Annotated in this window: 19 protein-coding genes; 6 read left to right on the forward strand and 13 right to left on the reverse strand. The window is 67.0% G+C overall.

Annotated elements, in window-relative coordinates:
* The first annotated feature begins 320 nt into the window (after positions 1–320).
* From BMY35_RS07020 to mscL, 3 genes are all read left to right on the forward strand, one after another.
* The gene (locus BMY35_RS07020; RefSeq protein ID WP_256228258.1) at positions 321–3,371 is read left to right on the forward strand and encodes a beta strand repeat-containing protein; all 3,051 of its coding nucleotides are present in this window, start codon (positions 321–323) and stop codon (positions 3,369–3,371) included.
* A gap of 175 nt (positions 3,372–3,546) precedes the next feature.
* Positions 3,547–6,036, forward strand: coding sequence for a tetratricopeptide repeat protein (locus tag BMY35_RS07025; RefSeq protein ID WP_093196321.1), 2,490 nt, complete (start codon positions 3,547–3,549; stop codon positions 6,034–6,036).
* A gap of 59 nt (positions 6,037–6,095) precedes the next feature.
* A complete protein-coding gene (gene mscL / locus BMY35_RS07030; RefSeq protein ID WP_093196323.1) occupies positions 6,096–6,527 on the forward strand; it encodes a large conductance mechanosensitive channel protein MscL in 432 nt (143 codons plus the stop codon).
* A 115-nt stretch (positions 6,528–6,642) separates the two neighbouring features.
* On the opposite strand, the gene pdxA is transcribed toward mscL, so the two are convergent.
* Genes pdxA through BMY35_RS07045 form a run of 3 tightly spaced genes read right to left on the reverse strand, consistent with a single transcriptional unit; the run spans position 6,643 to position 9,796 of the window.
* Entirely contained in the window at positions 6,643–7,677 is a 1,035-nt protein-coding gene (gene pdxA, locus BMY35_RS07035; protein ID WP_093196325.1) for a 4-hydroxythreonine-4-phosphate dehydrogenase PdxA, read from the reverse strand.
* Positions 7,674–8,447, reverse strand: a complete 774-nt coding sequence (locus BMY35_RS07040) for a Nif3-like dinuclear metal center hexameric protein (RefSeq protein ID WP_093196327.1) — start codon at positions 8,445–8,447, stop codon at positions 7,674–7,676. The genes pdxA and BMY35_RS07040 overlap by 4 nt, the downstream gene beginning before the upstream one ends.
* Positions 8,444–9,796 carry an MFS transporter gene (locus BMY35_RS07045; RefSeq protein ID WP_093196330.1) on the reverse strand — a complete coding sequence of 451 codons (1,353 nt, stop codon included), beginning with the start codon at positions 9,794–9,796 and terminating at the stop codon, positions 8,444–8,446. The genes BMY35_RS07040 and BMY35_RS07045 overlap by 4 nt, the downstream gene beginning before the upstream one ends.
* A 297-nt stretch (positions 9,797–10,093) precedes the next feature.
* Here BMY35_RS07045 and BMY35_RS07050 point away from each other — a divergent pair, with 297 nt between their 5' ends.
* A complete protein-coding gene (locus BMY35_RS07050; RefSeq protein ID WP_093196332.1) occupies positions 10,094–11,257 on the forward strand; it encodes a trypsin-like peptidase domain-containing protein in 1,164 nt (387 codons plus the stop codon).
* A 186-nt stretch (positions 11,258–11,443) separates the two neighbouring features.
* Here the strand turns inward: BMY35_RS07050 and tatC are convergent, their stop codons facing one another.
* The 9 genes from tatC to BMY35_RS07095 form a co-directional block, all read right to left on the reverse strand.
* Positions 11,444–12,253: a twin-arginine translocase subunit TatC gene (tatC, locus tag BMY35_RS07055; protein ID WP_093196335.1), complete on the reverse strand. Its 810-nt coding sequence runs from the start codon at positions 12,251–12,253 to the stop codon at positions 11,444–11,446.
* A gap of 66 nt (positions 12,254–12,319) precedes the next feature.
* On the reverse strand, positions 12,320–12,790 hold the full coding sequence (gene tatB, locus BMY35_RS07060) for a Sec-independent protein translocase protein TatB (protein ID WP_093196337.1): 471 nt from the start codon (positions 12,788–12,790) through the stop codon (positions 12,320–12,322).
* A gap of 16 nt (positions 12,791–12,806) precedes the next feature.
* On the reverse strand, positions 12,807–13,055 hold the full coding sequence (tatA, locus tag BMY35_RS07065; protein ID WP_093196339.1) for a Sec-independent protein translocase subunit TatA: 249 nt from the start codon (positions 13,053–13,055) through the stop codon (positions 12,807–12,809).
* A 65-nt stretch (positions 13,056–13,120) separates the two neighbouring features.
* The gene (locus tag BMY35_RS07070) at positions 13,121–13,480 is read right to left on the reverse strand and encodes a histidine triad nucleotide-binding protein (RefSeq protein ID WP_093196341.1); all 360 of its coding nucleotides are present in this window, start codon (positions 13,478–13,480) and stop codon (positions 13,121–13,123) included.
* Positions 13,470–13,859: a DUF4870 family protein gene (locus BMY35_RS07075; RefSeq protein ID WP_093196343.1), complete on the reverse strand. Its 390-nt coding sequence runs from the start codon at positions 13,857–13,859 to the stop codon at positions 13,470–13,472. Before BMY35_RS07075 ends, BMY35_RS07070 begins: the two co-directional genes overlap by 11 nt.
* Positions 13,860–13,872: 13 nt before the next feature.
* The gene (locus BMY35_RS07080; RefSeq protein WP_093196345.1) at positions 13,873–14,271 is read right to left on the reverse strand and encodes a phosphoribosyl-ATP diphosphatase; all 399 of its coding nucleotides are present in this window, start codon (positions 14,269–14,271) and stop codon (positions 13,873–13,875) included.
* Positions 14,268–14,666: a phosphoribosyl-AMP cyclohydrolase gene (gene hisI / locus BMY35_RS07085; protein ID WP_177213594.1), complete on the reverse strand. Its 399-nt coding sequence runs from the start codon at positions 14,664–14,666 to the stop codon at positions 14,268–14,270. Before hisI ends, BMY35_RS07080 begins: the two co-directional genes overlap by 4 nt.
* A gap of 57 nt (positions 14,667–14,723) precedes the next feature.
* Complete coding sequence (gene hisF / locus BMY35_RS07090; RefSeq protein ID WP_093196346.1) at positions 14,724–15,509, reverse strand: imidazole glycerol phosphate synthase subunit HisF; 786 nt, start codon at positions 15,507–15,509, stop codon at positions 14,724–14,726.
* A gap of 24 nt (positions 15,510–15,533) precedes the next feature.
* Positions 15,534–16,367 (reverse strand): D-hexose-6-phosphate mutarotase, encoded by an 834-nt coding sequence (locus tag BMY35_RS07095; RefSeq protein ID WP_093196348.1) that lies wholly within the window; start codon positions 16,365–16,367, stop codon positions 15,534–15,536.
* A gap of 169 nt (positions 16,368–16,536) precedes the next feature.
* On the opposite strand from BMY35_RS07095, the gene BMY35_RS07100 reads away from it, so the two are divergent.
* On the forward strand, positions 16,537–17,841 hold the full coding sequence (locus BMY35_RS07100) for a dicarboxylate/amino acid:cation symporter (protein ID WP_093196350.1): 1,305 nt from the start codon (positions 16,537–16,539) through the stop codon (positions 17,839–17,841).
* A 17-nt stretch (positions 17,842–17,858) separates the two neighbouring features.
* A complete protein-coding gene (locus BMY35_RS07105) occupies positions 17,859–18,776 on the forward strand; it encodes an amino acid ABC transporter substrate-binding protein (protein ID WP_093196351.1) in 918 nt (305 codons plus the stop codon).
* Between the two features lie 22 nt (positions 18,777–18,798).
* On the opposite strand, the gene BMY35_RS07110 is transcribed toward BMY35_RS07105, so the two are convergent.
* Positions 18,799–19,971, reverse strand: coding sequence for an AAA family ATPase (locus BMY35_RS07110; RefSeq protein ID WP_093196353.1), 1,173 nt, complete (start codon positions 19,969–19,971; stop codon positions 18,799–18,801).
* Positions 19,972–19,980: the final 9 nt, after the last annotated feature.

The raw sequence follows: 19,980 nt of genomic DNA on the forward strand, positions 1-19,980 counted from the left end.
GCCGCATGTGCATTGGCTTCGCGGGCCATGCATGCATTCGTCGATGCCGCATCGACCTGCATGCATACATCCAGAACTACGGATCCCGGTGATGTTCAGCGAAGACCTCGATTCCTAGCATCGGTTGCATTGGGTAACTCGATGAAACCCAACCCTGCTTCCACGCGACGAGGGCGCCTGGAAGACCAGAAATGGCAACTGATTTTCCAAGGAAGAAAGTCCAAATGACTACATCCCAGCGTCCCAGCGTTCGCTCTTTCATTGTTCGCCGTCCTGGCGTGAGCCAGCTTCTCGCTTCGGTGCTTCTGAGCGCTGGATATGTGCTGACACTGCCTGTCGCTCACGCGCAGGTCACCATCGGCGGCGACTCCGTGGTCGTCGACCCGCCCGGCCCAGGCGGGACCACAAGCAACAACAACGGCGTGCTCGTTTCCGATGACGGCATTTCCACCCCGACGCTCACGGCAACGAGCGTCAGCGCAGGCAGCGTGACCGCCAACAACGGCACCATCAACACCCTGAGTTCCGGCAGCATCACCTCCGGCACGGTCGCGGCAGGCAGCATTACCGCAACACGCGTGACCACCACCAGCCTGAGCACGACATCGGCAACGGCAACCAACCTGACCTCGACCAGCATCAGCACGGCGACCCTCACAGCGGGCACCGTGTCCGCAGGCAGCGTCAGCGCAGGCACCGTGTCCTCCACGAATGTCACCGCGACCAACCTCTCGGCCGGCAGCGGCACGGTCAACAGCTTGACCTCCACGAGCATCAGCACCGCCACGCTCACCGCAGGCACCGTGTCTTCGACCAACGTCACCACGACGAACCTCTCCGCCACCAGCGGCACGGTCAGCAGCCTGACCTCCACCAGCATCAGCACGGGCACGCTCACCGCGGGCAGCATCACTGCCGGCACCGTGTCTTCGACCAACGTCACCGCGACCAACCTCTCGGCCACCAGCGGCACTGTCAGCAGCCTGACTTCCACCAGCATCAGCACTGGCGCGCTCACCGCGGGCACCGTGTCCGCGGGCAGCATCACTGCCGGCACCGTGTCTTCGACCAACGTCACCGCGACCAACCTCTCGGCCGGCAGCGGCACGGTCAACAGCCTGACGTCCACCAGCATCAGCACGGCCACCCTCACCGCAGGCACCGTGTCCGCCGGCAGCGTCAGTGCAGGTACGGTCTCCGCCACGGACGTCACTTCGACGAACCTCTCCGCCAACAGCGGCACGGTCAACAGCCTGACCACCACCAGCATCAGCGCGGCCACCCTCAGCGCGGGCACCGTGTCCGCCGGCAGCGTCAGCGCGGGTACCGTCTCCGCAACGAACGTCACCTCGACCAACCTGTCCGCCAACAGCGGCACGGTCAACAGCCTGACCTCCACCAGCATCAGCACGGCCACCCTCACCGCTGGCACCGTGTCCGCCGGCAGCGTCAGCGCGGGTACTGTCTCCGCAACGAACGTCACCTCGACCAACGTCTCGGCCGCCAACGGCACGGTCAACTCGCTGAGCTCGAACAGCGTGACCACCGGCAGCATCTCGTCGGTCAACGGCACGATCCAGTCGCTGACCTCGACCAACATCATGGCGACCGGCATCACCTCGACGAACGTGCTGGCGACCAACGTCGATGCCACCAACGTCGTCACGACCAACCTGACGTCGAACACCGGCAGCATCTCGACGCTGACCTCCACCAACGTCAGCACGACCAACGTGACGGCCAGCAACGGCACGATCAACACGCTGAGCTCGACCAACGTCAGCACCACCAACCTGAGCGCGACGAACGGCACCATCAACACGCTGAGCGCCACCAACGTCAGCGCGACGAACCTGACGGCGAGCAACGGCACGATCAACACGTTGAGCTCGACCAACGTCAGCACCACCAACCTGACGGCATCGAACGGCACCATCAACACGCTGAGCGCCACCAACGTCAGCACGACGGACCTGACGGCCGCCAACGGCACGATCAACACGCTGAGCTCGACCAACGTCAGCACCACGAACCTGACGGCCAATGCCGGCACCATCAACACGCTGAGCGCGACCAATGTCAGCACGACGGACCTGACCGCCAACAACGGCACGATCAACACGTTGAGCGCCACCAACGTCAGCACCACGAACCTGACGGCCAATGCCGGCACCATCAACACGCTGAGCGCGACCAATGTCAGCACGACGGACCTGACCGCCAACAACGGCACGATCAACACGCTGAGTGCCACCAACGTCAGCACCACGAACCTGACGGCGAACAACGGCACCATCAACACGTTGAGCGCCACCAACGTCAGCACGACGAACCTGACGGCCAACGCCGGCACCATCAACACGCTGAGCGCGACCAACGTCAGCACGACGGACCTGACGGCCAACAACGGCACGATCAACACGTTGAGCTCGACCAATGTCAGCACCACCAACCTGACGGCCAACAACGGCACCATCAACACGCTGAGCTCGACCAACGTCAGCACGACGAACCTGACGGCCAACGCCGGCACGATCAACACGTTGAGCGCCACCAACGTCAGCACGACGAACCTGACGGCCAATGCCGGCACCATCAACACGCTGAGTGCCACCAACGTCAGCACCACGAACCTGACGGCCAACGCCGGCACCATCAACACGCTGAGCTCCACCAACGTCAGCACCACCAACCTGACGGCGAGCCGCGGCACGATCAACACGCTGAGCGCGACGAACGTCAGCACCACCAACCTGTCGGCCGCCAGCGCCACCATCAATGCACTGACGGCCAACACGGTCAGCGCCACGACGGTGAACGCGAACACGGTGAACGCCAGCACGGTGAATGCGACCACCGGCAACTTCCAGACGATCACCGCGGCCAACGGCAACATCACGGTGCTGAACACGCAGACCGGCAACATCACCACGATCAACGCTGTGACCGGCAACGTCACGACGCTGAATGCGGGCACGGTCAACGTCACCGGCAACGTGAATGCGGGCGGTACCATCACGGCGGGCAACGGCGTGGTCGCCAACGGCCGGGTGCAGAACGTGGCTCCGGGCGTGCTGCCGACGGACGCGGCCAACATGTCGCAGTTGAACCAGGTCCGCAACGAAGTGCAGGACATGCGCAAGACCAGCAGCACCGGCGCGGCCATCGCGCTGGCCGCCGCCTCGGTGCCGGCGCTCGAAGCGGGCAAGAGCTTCGGCATCGGCGTGGGCGTGGGCTCCTTCGACGGCCGCTCGGCCATCGCGGCTGCCGCCAGCTTCCGCATCGGGGAAGGCGCGCAGATCAAGGTGAACATCGGCAGCGGCAGCAGCGGCAAGGTCGGCGGCGGCATCGGCGCCTCCTGGTCCTGGTAATCCGGCCCGGCATTCCGGCGGCGCCCTGCGCGCCACGGGATTGCCAGCGGATCGAAACAAAAGGCCGGCCCCTATACTGGGTGACCGGCCTTTTTCACCTCCTTTTCACCCGTTTGCGCGGGGGGCCGGTACCCCAGGCGGCCGCCCTTTTCTGACCCGTCCATCACACGGATTCATGAACTCACCTTCTCTCGCTCCCGCTCCTTCCGCACCGGCCGAGGATGCCGGCAGTCTCCTGGAACAGGGGCTGGCGCTGCACCGGGTGGGTCGTTTCGCGGAAGCCATCCAGGTCTACGAGGCGCTGCTGTCGCGCTTTCCGGAGCATGCCGACGCGCTGCACCTGACGGGCGAGGCGCTGTACCGCCAGGGCCGGGCGAAGCTGGCGCTGAACTACGTGAACCGCGCGATCGCGCGTTCGCCGCACCACTTCTACTTCAACACCCGCGCGACGATCTTCATGCACATGGGCCTGCCGAACGAAGCGCAGCAGGACCTTCGCCGCGCGATCAAGGCACTGCCGAACTACCCCGAGGCATACGTGAACCTGTCGGCGGTCTACCGCCAGCAGAAGAAGTTCCGGCAGGCGCGCGAAGCCGCCGCCGAGGCCACGCGGCTCGCACCGCAGGCGCCCGCGGCCTGGAACAACGCCGGCGCGATCGACATGGAGCAGGACCGCTTCGACGAGGCGATCGTGCAGTTCCGCCAGGCACTGGCGCTCGACGGCAACTACGGCGCCGCGCACAAGAACATCGGCAAGATCCGCGCGCACCAGAAGGACTGGGCCGCCGCGCTCGACTCGTACGCGCACGCCGCCGCCGATCCGCTGGACTGCGAGGCCGCCTTCATGCTTTCCCGCGCGCTGCAGGCCTGCGGGCGCACCGAGGAAGCCATCGAGCCCATGCAGCGCGCCATGCGCAACTGGCCGGCCGAGGAACGCCACAAGGCGCTGTCCGACCCCGAGGGCGTGGCCGCGCTCTACGGCGTGTGCGGCGCGCTCGAGGGCGTGTCGATGCGCTTCGCGGAATCGGCCGAGCTCTACAAGCTCGCGCTCGAGAGCCTGCCGGAGCACGAGCTGCTGCTGAACAACCTGGGCACGGTGAACTTCCGGCTGGGCCGTTTCGACACCGCCATCGAGGTGCTGAAGAAGGCGCTCGAGGTGCATCCGCGCCAGGTGCTCGCGCGCTGCAACCTGGGCGTGACCTACGTGATGGCGGGCCAGTCAGAGGCTGCCATCGCCGAGTTCGAGCAGTGCCTGCGCGACGACCCGGACTTCATGCCCGCCATGGTGTGGATGCTGGGCGAGAAGGCGCACATCGCCGACTGGAACGGCGTGCCCGAACTGCGCGAGCGAATCGCGGCGCTGCTGGACAACCCGAGCAACGACCAGACGGTGTCGTCGTTCATCCTGATGTCGAACTACGATGACGCGCGCCGCCTCATGAACTGGACGCAGCGCTCCGCCCTGCTGGCCGACCGCAACGCGGCCATCAGGCCCTTTGCCGACGCAGGCGTGCGCCGCACGTCGCCGCGCATCCGCGTGGGCTACTACTCGTTCGACTTCCGAAACCACCCGGTCGCACACCTGACGGCCGAGCTCTACGGCCAGCACGACCGCAAGGACTTCGAAGTCTTCGTCTACTCCTACGGCCCGGACGACGGCCATCCGGCGCGGGCACGCATCGCCGCCTCGGCCGAGCATTTCGTCGACATGCAGGGCCAGTCGATCCAGCAGATGGCCGAGCGCATCCGGGAGGACGAGATCGACATCCTGGTCGACCTCTCGGGCGACACGCGCGGCGCCAAGCCGCAGGTGATGGCCTACCACGCGGCGCCCGCGCAGCTCATGTGGCTGGGCTACATGGGCACCAGCGGCACGCCGAACTACGACTACCTGGTGTCCGACAACTTCCTCTCGCCGCCGGGCACCGAAGACTGCTACTCCGAGAAGCTGCTGCGCCTGCCCGAGACCTTCCAGGTGATCGACACCAAGCGCCCGGTCAACCCGCACCGACCCACGCGCGCCGAGCACGGCCTGCCCGAGGACGCCTTCGTGCTGTGCAACTTCTCGCAGTCCTTCAAGATCCAGCCCGAGACCTTCGAGGCCTGGGTGCGCATCGTGCAGGGCATTCCGAACTCGGTGCTGTGGCTGGCACAGGGCCCGAACGGCTTCGAGCAGAACCTGCGCGTGCAGTGGGAGAAGGCGGGCCTGGCGGCCGAGCGGCTGATCGTGTCGCCGCGCATGCCGGTCGACCAGCACCTGGCGCGCATCGGCCTGGCCGACCTGTTCATCGACACCTTCCCCTACAGCAGCGGCGCGACCGCGAACGACGTGCTGTGGTCGGGCGTGCCGCTGCTGGCGCTCACGGGCACGACGATGGTCTCGCGCATGGCGGGCAGCCTGCTGCGCGCCATCGGGCTGCCGGAGCTGGTGGCCGCGGGCCACGATGAGTACGTGCGCAAGGCCGTCCACTACGCCACGCACCCCGACGAGCTGGCCGAACTGCGCGATCGACTCGCCGCGGCCAAGGACGCGCGCCGCGGCTACTTCGACACCCCGCGCTTCGTGCGCCACCTCGAGGACGGCTACCGGCAGATTGCCGCGCGCAGTCGTGAAGGTTTGCCGTCCGCGCACGTCGACGTCGCGCCGCGCCCGCAGGAGAAGTGAGCAATCGCAGGCATACTCGGCTCTCCTTCAACAGCAGAGCTCCAGCAGCCTTTTGAATCATGAGCATCCTCAGTGAATTCAAGGAATTTGCCGTCAAGGGCAACGTCATCGACCTCGCGGTCGGCGTGATCATCGGAGCCGCCTTCGGCAAGATCGTCGATTCGCTCGTGGCCGACATCATCATGCCGCTGGTGGGCGTGGTGTTCGGCAAGCTCGATTTCTCCAACCTCTACGTGGTGCTGGGCACCGTGCCGGCCGGCGTGGCGAACACGCTGGCGGACCTGAAGAAGGCCGGCGTGCCGGTGCTGGCGTACGGCAACTTCATCACCATCGCGGTCAACTTCGTGATCCTCGCCTTCATCATCTTCATGATGGTCAAGCAGATCAACCGCCTGAAGCGCAGCGAAGAGCCGGCACCCGCCGCCGCTCCCGAAACGCCCGAAGACGTGGTGCTGCTGCGCGAGATCCGCGACAGCCTCAAGCAACGCTGAGCTTGCTGCTCGCCCCGGGCTGCGCGCACTTCGTGCCGCGAGCGCCTTCCCCCTGCCGGGGACAACACCGACGGCCCGGCTAAGCCGGTTCCGTGGTGTTTCTGGAAAACTCCGTTCAGCTCAGCGTGCGAGCCATGCGCAGCGCCTCGACAAGGCTCGAGGCATCGGCCAGTCCGGTACCCGCGATGTCGAACGCGGTACCGTGATCGGGGCTGGTGCGCACCAGCGGCAGCCCCAGCGTCACGTTCACGCCCTTCTCCACGCCCAGGTACTTGACCGGGATCAGGCCCTGGTCGTGGTACATCGCGACCACCACGTCGAACTCGCCGCTGGACGGCACGCCGTGCTTGGCCCGCGCGCGCATGAAGACGGTGTCGGGCGCGTGAGGCCCGCTGGCGTCGATGCCTTCGGCGCGCGCGGCCTCGACGGCCGGCGCGATGATCTCGCGCTCCTCCGACCCGAAGAGGCCGCCCTCGCCCGCATGCGGGTTGAGGCCCGCCACGCCGATGCGCGGCGCGCGGCCCAGCGCTTGCATCAATGCGCGGTGCGTGATGCGCAGGGTTTCGAGCACGCCTTCGAAGCGGACCGCCTCGATGGCATGGCGCAGCGACATGTGGATGCTGACGAGCACGGTGCGCAGCTCGTCGTTGGCCAGCATCATGCGCACCGGCACGTCGGCCACCGTGCGGCCCAGATGCGCAGCCGCCTCGGCCTGCAGCAGCTCGGTGTGGCCGGGATACGGAAAGCCCGCGGCCGACAGCGCCTCCTTGTGCAGCGGCGCGGTCACGATGGCGGCGATCTCGCCGCGCAACGCGGCGCGCGCGGCCCAGACCACGCATTCACCCGCCACGCGACCGGCCTCGGCGCTGATGCGGCCCGTTTCGATGTGCGAAGGCGGCGCGATCACCTGCAGCACCGGGATGCAGCCGGGCGGCACCGCCGCTGCCCCGGCGACCGATTCGATCTCGACCACCGGCCATGCGGGCCGGCCCGGTGCCGCCAGCGCCTGCGATGCCTTGCGCATCGTGCCGACGTCGCCGGCAACGAAAGCGCCATGGGTCGCCTCCGGCGCGTCGCGGAAAGCCTTGGCGATGATCTCGGGCCCGATGCCCGCGGGGTCGCCCAGCGTGATGGCGATCGCGGCGCTCATGCCGGGTTGTCGATGTCGATGAACTCGTGCTTCAGCCCGAGCTGCGCCGCCACGTGCCCTGCCACCGCAGGCGCGCCGTAGCGCTCGGTGGCATGGTGCCCGCAGGCCAGGAAGGCCACGCCCATCTCGCGCGCGTAGTGGGCCTGCGGCTCGGAGATCTCGCCGGTGATGAAGGCGTCGGCGCCGGCCGCGATGGCCGCCTCGAAGTAGCCCTGCGCGCCGCCCGTGCACCAGGCCACGTTCCGGATGGGACGATTCGCCGTGTCGACGAGGGTGACCGGCCGCTTCAGCACGCTCTCGACATGCGTGGCGAGCGCCTTGGCGCTGCCGAAGCTCTCGCCGCTTTCCTGCGCGCCGAGAAAGCCCAGCTCCTGCTCGCCGAAGCGCCCGGCCGAGCCGGCATGCGCGACGAGCCCCAGCTTCAGGCCGAGCTGGGCGTTGTTGCCGAGCTCGGGGTGCGCATCGAGCGGCAGGTGGTAGGCGAAGAGGTTGACGTCGTCGCCCAAAAGCAGGCCCAGGCGCTGCTTCATCCAGCCGGTGACGCAGCCATCCTGGCCGCGCCAGAACAGGCCGTGGTGGACGAAGATGGCGTCGGCCTCGGCGCTGATCGCGGCCTCGATCAGCGCGCGGCTGGCGGTCACGCCCGAGACGATCTTGCGGACCACGGTGCGCCCTTCGACCTGCAGGCCGTTGGGTCCGTAGTCCTTGAAGCGCCCGGGGGCCAGCAGCAGGTCGAATGCGTGAAGCAGTTCGTGGCGGGTGGTGCTCATCGCGCCATTGTCGCGCCGCGGGCGGGGGCCACGCCATCGCGCATCGCATGGCCGCGCGCGGCCATGGGCAGCAGGGCCAGCAGGAAGCCCAGCGCGGCCAGCACCGCCACGTAGTGGGCGGGCGCCATCGTGTCGCGCTGCAGCCAGAGCGTGAGGATCACCGGCGTCAGCCCGCCGAACACCGCGTACGACATGTTGTAGGCGAACGAGAGCCCGGTGAAGCGCACCGGCGCCGGGAAGGCGCGCACGCCGGCGATCGGCACGGTGGCGATGGTGCCCACGAACAGGCCCACCAGCCCGTAGTGCCAGAACAGCGTGGCCGGCGTGCCGGGCAGGCCGCTGTAGAACAGGTAGGCGGTGACGAAGAGGCCGCCCCAGCCGATCAGCATCACGATGCGCGTGCCGATGCGGTCGCAGGCCCAGCCGGCCAGCACGCAGCCCAGCGTCAGGGTGAGCGTGGCGAGCGCGTTGGCCTCCAGCGCCATCGCGGCGGGAATGTGGTGCACCTTCTGCAGGTAGGTGGGCGTGTAGAGCACCACGACCACGATGGCGGCCGACAGCACCCAGGTCAGCAGCGCGACGTAAACGCAGGCCAGGCGATGCTCGCGCAGCACCGTGCGAAGCGGCAGCTCGCGCGCCACGCTGCGGCGGTCGGCCAGTTCCCTGAACACCGGCGTCTCGTGCAGGAACCGGCGCAGGTACACCGACACCAGCCCGAACACGCCACCCAGGATGAAGGGAATGCGCCACGCGAAATCGCTCACCTGCTCGGGCGAATAGTGGCGGTTGATGGCCACCGCGATCAGTGAGCCCAGCAGGATGCCGCCGGTGATGCCCGAGGTCAGCACGCCGATGCCCAGGCCGTAGCGTTTGGCCGGCACGTGCTCGCCAACGAACACCCAGGCGCCGGGCATCTCGCCGCCGATGGCCGCGCCCTGCAGCACGCGCATCGCCAGCAGCAGCAGGGGCGCGGCGACGCCGATGCTCGCGTAGGTCGGCAGCAGGCCGATCACCAGCGTGGGGGCCGCCATCAGGAAGATCGACAGCGTGAACATGCGCTTGCGGCCGAAGATGTCGCCGAAATGCGCGATGACGATGCCGCCCACCGGGCGCGCCAGGTAGCCGGCCGCGAAGATGCCGAAGGTCTGCAGCTGCCGCAGCCAGTCGGGCATGTCCGTCGGGAAGAACAGCGCCCCCAGCACGGTGGCGAAGAACACGTAGATGACGAAGTCGTAGAACTCCAGGGTGCCGCCGAGGGCGGACAGGCCGAGGGTCTTGTAGTCGCGCGTACCGAGCGTGCGCGCCGGTGCCGGCTGCGCGCCGTCCGGGAAGTTTGCTTCTGAAGTCATGGCTGGCAGGGAGGTCTTGGCCGCGCGCCAGCCGCAAGGCCGGGTGAGAAGACGGAAGAATGGCGCGCTGGCGGGCGGAATGCCTGGCCGCTTCCACCGGGTGGGCAGCGCGGGAGGCCGGAAAAGCCCGGACCGGATGGGTCCGACCCGCAATGCTAGGTGTTAACCCGGGTTTACGTACGCAGTAAGTCCTAATCTCGACCTCGGCGAGCGGTTTCTGGGCCATGCGGTTGAGGGACAATTGACAACATTGCTGCGCTGCACTGCGGCTTCCAACGTCTTTTTCACCAATCTTTCATGAAACGCACCTGGCTGCTATTCGCCCAAGCCGTGACCGTCCTGCTCGCGGCCTACTTCGTCGTCGCGACGCTCAAGCCCGAGTGGCTCAACAAGCGCGCGACCTCGCTGGGCGGCGTGGTGTCGATCATCGAGGCCCCGGCCGGCAACAACCCGGGCGTGCCGGCGGCCGGCAGCCTGAGCGTGCCGGCCAAGAAGGCCTCGCCGGCGGTGGTGAGCATCAACACCAGCAAGGCCGCGCAGCGCCATCCGCGAAGCAACGACCCGTGGTTCCGCTTCTTCTTCGGCGACCAGGACGACCAGCCCCAGGTGGGCCTGGGCAGCGGCGTGATCGTGAGCCCCGACGGCTACATCCTCACCAACAACCACGTGGTGGAAGGCGCCGACGAAATCGAGGTGACGCTCAACGACAGCCGCCACGCGCGCGGCAAGGTGATCGGCACCGACCCCGACACCGACCTGGCCGTGCTGAAGATCGAGCTCGACAAGCTGCCGGTGATCGTGCTGGGCGACTCCGACGCGCTGCAGGTGGGCGACCAGGTGCTGGCCATCGGCAACCCCTTCGGCGTGGGCCAGACCGTGACCAGCGGCATCGTCTCGGCGCTGGGCCGCAACCAGCTGGGCATCAACAACTTCGAGAACTTCATCCAGACCGACGCGGCCATCAACCCCGGCAACTCGGGCGGCGCGCTGATCGACGTGAACGGCAACCTGCAGGGCATCAACACCGCGATCTACTCGCGCTCGGGCGGCAGCATGGGCATCGGCTTCGCCATTCCCGTGTCGATGGCCAAGATCGTGCTCGAGGGGATCGTGAAGGAAGGCCAGGTGCGCCGCGGCTGGATCGGCGTGGAGCCCAGCGACCTGTCGCCCGAGCTGGCCGAGACCTTCGGCGTGAAGGCCGATTCCGGCGTGATCATCACCGGCGTGCTGCAGAACGGCCCCGCCGCCAAGGCCGGCATCCGCCCGGGCGACGTGATCACCTCGGTTGGCGAGAAGAAGACCGACAACGTGCAGGCGCTGCTGACCGCGGTGGCAGGCCTGAAGCCGGGCAGCACCTCGCGCTTCGCGCTTCAGCGCGGCAGCGACAAGATGGAGCTGGACGTGACGCCGGGTCTGCGGCCGAAGAGCCCGGTCCGGCAGGTGCCCAACCAGCAGGAGTAACAAGGCTCACCCCCAGGCTTCGCGCACTTCTTGTCGCTTCGCCAACCCCCTTCCGGGGGCAACACCTGCGGCCCGGCAAAGCCGGTTCCGCGGTGTTTCTGGAACTTTCAGGGATGCTTTGACGGCTGACGGGCGGCGCTGAAGGCCGGCGCGAATCCTGCCGCGGGGTGGGTCTTGACGGCTTGCTCAGCTCGAAGCCGAGTCAGTGCTTTGTTCGTCTTCAGGCTTCTTGCCCGAGCTGGCGAAATACTTGGCGCCCACGATGCCCACCTCGTACAGCAGGCACATCGGTATCGCCAGCGCCAGCTGCGACACCACGTCGGGCGGCGTGAGCACTGCGGCGACGACGAACGCGACCACGATGAAGTAGCCGCGGAAGGACTTCAGCTTCTCGATGGTCACCATCTCGAAGCGCACCAGCAGCATGACGACGATCGGCACCTGAAACGCCACGCCGAAGGCGATGTAGAGCGACAGGATCGCCTCGACGTACGAAGAGATGTCGGGTGTCGCCTGTACCGCGGCCGGCGCGAAGCGCTGGATGAAGCTGAACATCTTGTCCAGCACGAACAACTGCACGAAGGCGATGCCCGCATAAGCCAGCAGGCTGCCGAAAAAGATCAGCGGCAGTGCGAAGCGCTTTTCGTGGCTGTAGAGGCCGGGCGCGATGAACATCCACGCCTGGTACATGAGCCAGGGCAGCGCCAGCAGCACGGCCGCCATCATCAGCACCTTGAGCGGCACGAAGAACGGCGAGAACACGCCGATGGCGATGAGTTTCGCGTCGTGCGGCATGTGCGCCTTGATAGGCACTGCGATCAGGTCGATCAGGCCGGCCGGACCGGGCCAGATCGCCAGCAGCACACCCGCGACCACGAGGCCGTAGACGCAATAGAGCAGGCGGTCGCGAAGCTCCATCAGGTGCGCCACGAACGGCTGTTCGGTGCCCGCGAGCTCGTCTTCCTTGTCTTTGCTCTTGTTGTCTGAATCGGCCATTGGAAAAGAAGATAGCGTGACGTCGGCCGGCAAGCGGCGCCCGAGGAACGCGGTGAAGGAAAGCCGCTAGTCGATCTTGTTGATCGTGTGAGGGCGGAAACGGGCGACGCGCGCGGCGCCCGAAAGCGCCTTGGTGCGCACGCCGTTGCGCGCCTTGTACCACTGCGGCGTGGCGCCCTGCTTCAGGCGCCAGTTCTTGCGGGGGTGCCTGTAGACGGGCGGCGGTGGCGGCTCGGGTTCGGCCAGCGCCGAGAGGGTTTCGCCCGAACCGCTGAACTGCTTCTCGAATTCGCTCGCGCCCGTGTGGATGCTGTGCTCGACGTCGCGCGCCGCATCCTCGACGGTGGTCTTCATCTTGCGGAGCTCGTCGAGCTCCATCGAGCGGTTGACTTCGGCCTTGACGTCGTTCACGTAGCGCTGCGCCTTGCCCAGCAGCGTGCCGACGGTGCGGGCCACGCGCGGCAGCTTCTCCGGGCCGATGACGATCAGCGCCACGACGCCGATCAGCGCCAGCTTCTCAATGCCGAGATCGAGCACGTGCTGCTGCCCGTGCTCAGGACTTCTGACGCGCTTCGACGTCGATCGCCGACTTGTCGCTGTTGGCCGGCTGGCCGGTCACTTGCTGGGCGGGGGCCGACGAGGCAGCGGGGGCATCGGACGACGCGCCGTCCTTCATGCCGTCCTTGAAGCCCTTGACGGCGCCGCCAAGGTCCGAACCCATGTTCCGCAGCTTCTTGGTGCCGAAGATCATGACCACTACGAGCAGCACGATCAGCCAGTGCCAGATGGAAAAAGAACCCATGGAGAACTCCTAAGAATGTGTCCGATTTTAGTCGGGCGGAATGTGACAGTTTGGCTTAATGCCGCTCAGCCGCGAAGCCACGGCCGGGGGCCACCCATGACATGGACATGGAGATGGTGAACCTCCTGCCCGCCCTCGGCGCCCGTATTGACCACGACCCGGTAGCCGCCGTCCGGATAGGGCCTGCAGCCCTGCTCCAGCGCCAGCTTGGGCGCCAGGGTCATGATCTTGCCCATCAGCGCCGAGTCTTCGGGCGTCAGCTGGGCCATCGAGGCGATGTGCTTCTTGGGCACCAGCATGAAGTGCACCGGCGCCCAGGGCGCGATGTCGTGGAAGCCGAACAGGTCCTCGTCCTCGTAGACCTTGCGGGAGGGAATCTTGCCCTCGATGATTTTGCAGAAGACGCAGTTCGGATCAGATGACATCTTTGGGTTCCATGGGACGGCTGTCGTTCATCCGGATCATGCCCTTCACGATCCGGTAGAGGAACCACAGCGAGATCAGGCTCCAGGCAATCCAGCCCGGGATGAAGAGCAGCAGCCAGAGCCACGAGGTGACGATGTAGAGCAGGCCGGCCCACAGCACCGAGCGGATGCGCCAGCTGAAGTGCGAGGCCTGCCAGGTGCCGGCCGCGTCGTCGCGCTTCACGAAGTCGATCACCAGCGCGATCAGCAGCAGCAGCACGGAGGCCTGCGCCCCCGGCACGACGGCGCCGATGGCCACGATCAGGTGCAGGATGTAGCTGACCCAGCCCCAGGTCTTGAGGGAGTCGTCGGGTTCCACGTTCACGATGTCGTTGGCCATGACCGGTGTCCTTTCAGTCGTTGGGTGCCTCGGATTCCCGCGCCTTCACCTTGCGCAGCGCCTTTTCCTCGATGCCGCTGGTGCCCTCGCGCCGCTCGAGCTCCGCGGTGACGTCGGACGGGGAAAAACCGTAGTGCGCCAGCGCCACCATGGTGTGGAACCACAGGTCGGCCACTTCGTTCACTATTTTCGAGCGGTCGCCGCCGTGGTCGGCGTCTTTGGCGGCCATCACGACCTCGGTGGCTTCCTCGCCGATCTTCTTGAGGAAGGCGTCGGGGCCCTTGTGCAGCAGGCGCGCGACATAGCTCTTCTCGGGATCGCCGCCGCGCGCGGGCAGGCGGCTCTCGATGACCGCGGCCAGGCGCGCGAGAGCGTCGGAGGTACTGCCGTCGTTGTTCACTGTGGCCGTCATTTGTAGATCGACTCCGGGTCTTTCAAGACGGGCTCGACCACCGTCCAGCCGCCGTTCTCGTACTTGCTGAAGAAGCAGCTGTGGCGGCCGGTATGGCAGGCGATGCCGGGCTCGTGGCCGAGCTGGGTGACCTTGAGCAGCACCACGTCGTTGTCGCAGTCCAGGCGGATCTCGTGCACGGTCTGCACGTGGCCCGATTCCTCGCCCTTGAACCACAGCTTGTTGCGCGAGCGGCTGAAATACACCGCGCGGCCCAGCTCGGCGGTCTTCTCGAGCGCCTCGCGGTTCATCCAGGCGAACATCAGCACGTCGTTGCTGCCTTGTTCCTGCGCGATCACGGGCACAAGGCCGTTCGCGTCCCACTTCACTTCATCGAGCCAGTTCATGGAAAGTATTGTCGGGGATGGCAAAAGACCCTTGGACAGCCTTTTGGCGGCCGTCCGGCGGGCCGCTCAGCGGTCGATGCGCACGGGAATGCCCCGCGCGGCCATGCGGGCCTTAGCCTCGCCCACCGTGTGCTCGCCGTAGTGGAAGATGCTCGCGGCCAGCACCGCGTCGGCGCCCCCGGTCTGGATGCCGTCGGCCAGGTCGTCGAGGCTGCCCACGCCGCCCGAGGCGATCACCGGCACGCTGACGGCGTTGCTCACCGCGCGGGTCAGCTCCAGGTCGAAGCCGCTCTTGGTGCCGTCGCGGTCCATGCTGGTCAGCAGGATCTCGCCAGCGCCGCGGCGCGCCATCTCGGTGGCCCATTCGACGGCGTCGAGGCCGGTGTTCTTGCGCCCGCCGTGGCTGTAGACGTCCCAGCCCGCGCCGCGCGTGGCCGCCTCTTCGGGGCTGCGGCGCTTGGCGTCGATGGCGACCACGATGCACTGCGAGCCGTACTTCTGCGATGCGTCGCTGATCACCTGCGGATCGGCGATGGCGGCCGAGTTGAAGCTGGTCTTGTCGGCTCCGGCGTTGAGCAGCCGCCGTACGTCGGCCACGGTGCGCACGCCGCCGCCCACGGTCAGGGGAATGAAGACCTGCGAGGCCACCGCCTCGATGATCGGCAGGATCAGGTCGCGACCGTCGCTGGTGGCGGTGATGTCGAGGAAAGTGAGCTCGTCGGCCCCCTGCGCGTTGTAGCGCGCGGCGATCTCGACCGGATCGCCGGCGTCGCGCAGTTCGACGAAGTTGACGCCCTTGACGACACGGCCGCCGGTGACGTCGAGGCAGGGAATGATGCGTTTGGCAAGCATGGTGGGGTTAGGAACCGGTAGGAATCAGAGAACGCGCAGCTGTTGCCAGCCGAGCCATTGGGCGCCGGGCGCGAGCAGCACGGGCTCGTCGATGCGGGCCGCTTCCACGCAGAGCATGTGGCGGAAGCCGTCGGCGGGCATGTCGGCGAGTTTCGCACCGAGCACGGCGCCGGGGTTCCAGACCACGGTTTCGCTGCAACTGGCGCTCTGGGAGATCTCGAGCGTGCCGCTGGGCTGCACCAGCCGCAGCGGCTGGGCGGGCGCGGCATAGACGCTGTCGAACTCTGCATCGAAATGCAACGCGGCCAAGGTTTCCACATGGCGGTCGTCGCGCAGCGAATCCCAGCGGTTGGAGCCCTGCAGGCCCTCGAGCCGCACGCCGGAGATGTCGTCGACGCGCAGATAGGTGTGCAGCGCCGCGGCAAAGGTCCAGGGCGCCGTGCCGCAGTTGACCAGCGTGAGCGCGGTGCGCAGCCCGCCAGTGGACAGGGTGGCCTCCAGCCGCGCCTCAAAAGCGTGCGGCCAGAGCTTTCGCGTGGCTTCGGAATCGCGAAGCGTCAGCCTCAGCGTCTCCGGAGTGCCCGAAGCCTCATGCACCCAAGGCAAATTGCGCATGAATCCATGCTTGGGCAACATGCCGCGCTGGTTGAATTGAGGGCAGCAGATGGGCACCCCGCCACGGATGGCCGCCTGCCCGTCGAACACCGCCGAAGGGCTCAGGTAGAGCCTTTCCACCCCGTCGGCAGCAGTCCAGGACAGCACTTGCGCGCCGTGCAGGGCCACCGTGAGGGTGCTTCCATCGGCGGTACTGGCGCGCAATGCGGGCTGGCCGCGAAACTCGATCGGGGTGATTTTCATGGCGAGAATTGTAGGCAGCACCCATACCGTGGCACGGAATTGGCATCAAGGGCCATTGCGTGCCCGGGGCCTTCTTGGATACCCTGTGATCGCTTGCATCGAGGGACAACGTGCAAGTCGGTCCCGAGCGCTCGAAAAACTACTCTCACACGACAAAAAGGGGATACGCATGAAGAAGCTGCCGATGGCCGCATGGATCCTGATCGCGATGGTGCTGGGCATCATCGTCGGCTACATGATCTTCTCGAGCTTTCCGGACAAGAAAGCCGCCAAGGAAATCGCGGACTACGTCTCCATCGTCTCGGACGTCTTCCTGCGCCTCATCAAGATGCTGATCGGCCCGCTGGTGTTCTCCACGCTGGTGGTGGGCATCGCGCACATGGGCGACGCCAAGTCGGTCGGCCGCGTGTTCGGCAAGGCCATCGGCTGGTTCCTCACCGCCTCGCTGATCTCGCTGGTCATCGGCCTGGTCATGGCCAACCTGCTCAAGCCCGGCGAGAACCTCGGCCTGCCGCTGCCCGACATCGGCGCCTCGGCCAACCTCGCCACCTCGAAATTCACGCTGAAGGACTTCGTGAGCCACACGGTGCCGAAGTCCTTCGTGGAGGCCATGGCCAACAACGAGATCCTGCAGATCGTGGTGTTCTCGATGTTCTTCGGCGTGGCGCTGGCCTCGCTGGGCGACAAGGCGAAGACGCTGGTCGCCGCCATCGAGGAACTCTCGCACGCGATGCTCAAGATCACGGGCTACGTGATGAAGCTCGCACCGCTCGCCGTGCTGGCCGCCATGGCCGCCACGGTGGCCGTCAACGGCCTGGGCATCCTGCTGAAGTTCGCGGTGTTCATGGGCGACTTCTACCTGGGCCTGTTCGTGCTGTGGGGCGTGCTGATCCTGGCTGGCTTCCTGTTCCTCGGCCCGCGCGTGCTCAAGCTGCTGGTGCTCATCAAGGAAGCCTTCCTGCTGTCGTTCGCAACCGCCAGCTCCGAGGCGGCTTATCCGAAGATCCTGCAGGCGCTCGACCGTTTCGGCGTGAAGCGCAAGATCTCCAGCTTCGTGATGCCGATGGGCTACTCGTTCAACCTCGACGGCTCGATGATGTACTGCACCTTCGCCGTGCTCTTCATCGCGCAGGCCTACAACATCCACATGCCGATTAGCACGCAGATCACGATGCTGCTGATCCTGATGCTCACCTCCAAGGGCATGGCCGGCGTGCCGCGCGCCTCGCTGGTGGTGATCGCCGCCACGCTGAACCACTTCGACATTCCCGAGGCCGGCCTGCTGCTCATCCTTGGCGTGGACACCTTCCTCGACATGGGCCGCTCGGCCACCAACGCGGTCGGCAACTCCATCGCCACTGCGGTGGTCGCCAAGTGGGAGGGCGAGCTGCTTTCCGAGAGCGACGCCGAGATCAACGCCAAGGCGCTCGACGAGGAAGCCAACGCCACCCTCGCCCACCCGGCGCACGCCTGAGCCGAAGAAGAAACACCATGAAGCGCATCGGCAAGCTGCCATCCGCTTTCTTCGCCGCGCTGCTGGCGGCCGTGGTTCTCGCGGCGCTGCCCGCGGGGCCCGCACGGGCGCAGGAGCAGCTCACGGGCACGCTGGCCAAGGCCCGCGAAACCGGCACCATCGCCATCGGCTACCGCGAGTCGTCAGTGCCGTTCTCGTACCTCAATGCGCGCAACGAGCCCATCGGCTATTCGATCGAGCTCTGCCGCGCACTGGTGACGGCCATCGAGGACGCGGTGAACAAGAGCCTCACGATCAAATGGGTGCCCGTGACCTCCGACTCGCGCATCGACGCGGTCGTGAGCGGCAAGGTCGACCTGGAGTGCGGCTCCACCACCAACAACCTCGAGCGCCAGAAGCGCGTGAGCTTCTCGCCCACGATGTTCGTCTCGGGCACCAAGGTGCTGGTGAAGAAGGGCTCGCCGATCAAGTCGTTCCGCGACCTCGCGGGCAGGAAGGTGGCCGTCACGGCCGGGACCACCAACGAGAAGACGCTGCGCGACCTGTCGGACAAGTTCAAGCTGAACATCAACCTGCAGGTGACGCGCGACCATGCGGAGTCGTTCGGGTTGGTGAAGAGCGGCCAGGCCGACGCCTTCGCCACCGACGACGTGCTGCTCTACGGCCTGATCGCGAAGGACGCCGCCAAGTCCGACTACGAGGTGGTCGGCGACTTCCTCTCCTACGACCCCTACGGGATCATGTACCGCAAGGGCGACCCGCAGCTCAACAAGGTGGTGATCGACACCTTCCAGGTGCTCGCGGAAGATGGCGAGATCGAGCGCCAGTACAAGCGCTGGTTCCTGCGCAAGCTGCCGTCGGGGGAAAGCATCAACCTGCCGATGAGCGCGCAGCTGGAGACGATCATCCAGACCATGTCGGTCAAGGCGGAATAAGCCCTCGATCGACCGGCCACCACTACCGCGCCGGCCACTCCCATCGCGGAATCTCGCTCATGTCGAGGTTCGCGATGCGCGTCTCGCCGAAACGCTTCTCCAGCACCACCGGCTGCATGCCGTCGCTGTCGTCCAGCGCGGAAATGAGCCGCGCCGCGTGCGACACCACGATCACCTGCGACTGCCGCGCGGCCTGCGCGATGAGGCGGCCCAGCGCCGGCAGCAGGTCGGGGTGCAGGCTGGTTTCGGGTTCGTTGAGCACCAGCAGCGCGGGCGGCCGCGGCGTGAGCAGCGCCGCGATCCACAACAGGTAGCGCAGCGTGCCGTCGGAGAGCTCGGCGGCTGTCAGGGGCCTCAGCAGGCCGTGCTGGTGCATCAGCGTCTCGAAGCGGTCGCCGGTCACGCGGATCTCGATGCCGGCGCCCGGGAAGGCGTCGTCCACGGCGCGGTCGAGCGCCTCGTTGTCGCCGATCTCGCGGATGGTCTGCAGCGCGGCCGCCAGGTCCGCGCCGTCGTTGGCGAGCACCGGCGTGTAGGTGCCCAGCTGCGGCTGGCGCGCGGGCGCATCGGCGTCGGAGCGGAAATGGTCGTAGAAGCGCCAGGAGCGCATCTGCTCGCGCAGCGTGAGCATCTCGGGCGCGTCGCGCGGGTCGGCGTGCTCGGTCATCATGCTGGCGAAGGCCGGGATCGGCCGGCCCACGGCATGCCAGCCCTTGCCTTCGCGCAGGCGCAGGGCAGCACCCTTGCGGTCGACCAGTTGCGTGGAGGGCCGCAGCAGCGGGCCGCTCCAGATGGCTTCGTGCTTGATCTGCGGGTCGTGCGAGAACGCGGTCGAGGGAATCGGCGGCGGCAGGCCGATGTCGATGGCGTAGCCGAAGTCTTCGGCCTCGACGCCCGCAAAGCCCAGTTTCAGCGCCACCGGTTCGCTGCGGCCCGTGCCCTGCACCGGCACGTCGCCGCGCAGCATGGCGGCCGAGAAGCGCTCGGGCCCGGCCCACAGCGTGGATGAAAGCCCTCCTTCGCGCACCAGCGAGCGGATCACGCCGCCGTTGGCGATGTCGGCCAGCAGGCGCATCGCGCGATACACGCTCGACTTGCCGCTGCCGTTGGGCCCGGTCACGACCGTGAGCCGGCCCAGCGGCACGGTCAGCTGCCGCAGCGATCGGTAATTGGCAATGGCGAGCGCGGAGAGCACGCGCTGCGC

This window comes from Variovorax sp. YR750 (assembly GCF_900109805.1).
GTDB lineage: Bacteria > Pseudomonadota > Gammaproteobacteria > Burkholderiales > Burkholderiaceae_C > Variovorax > Variovorax gossypii.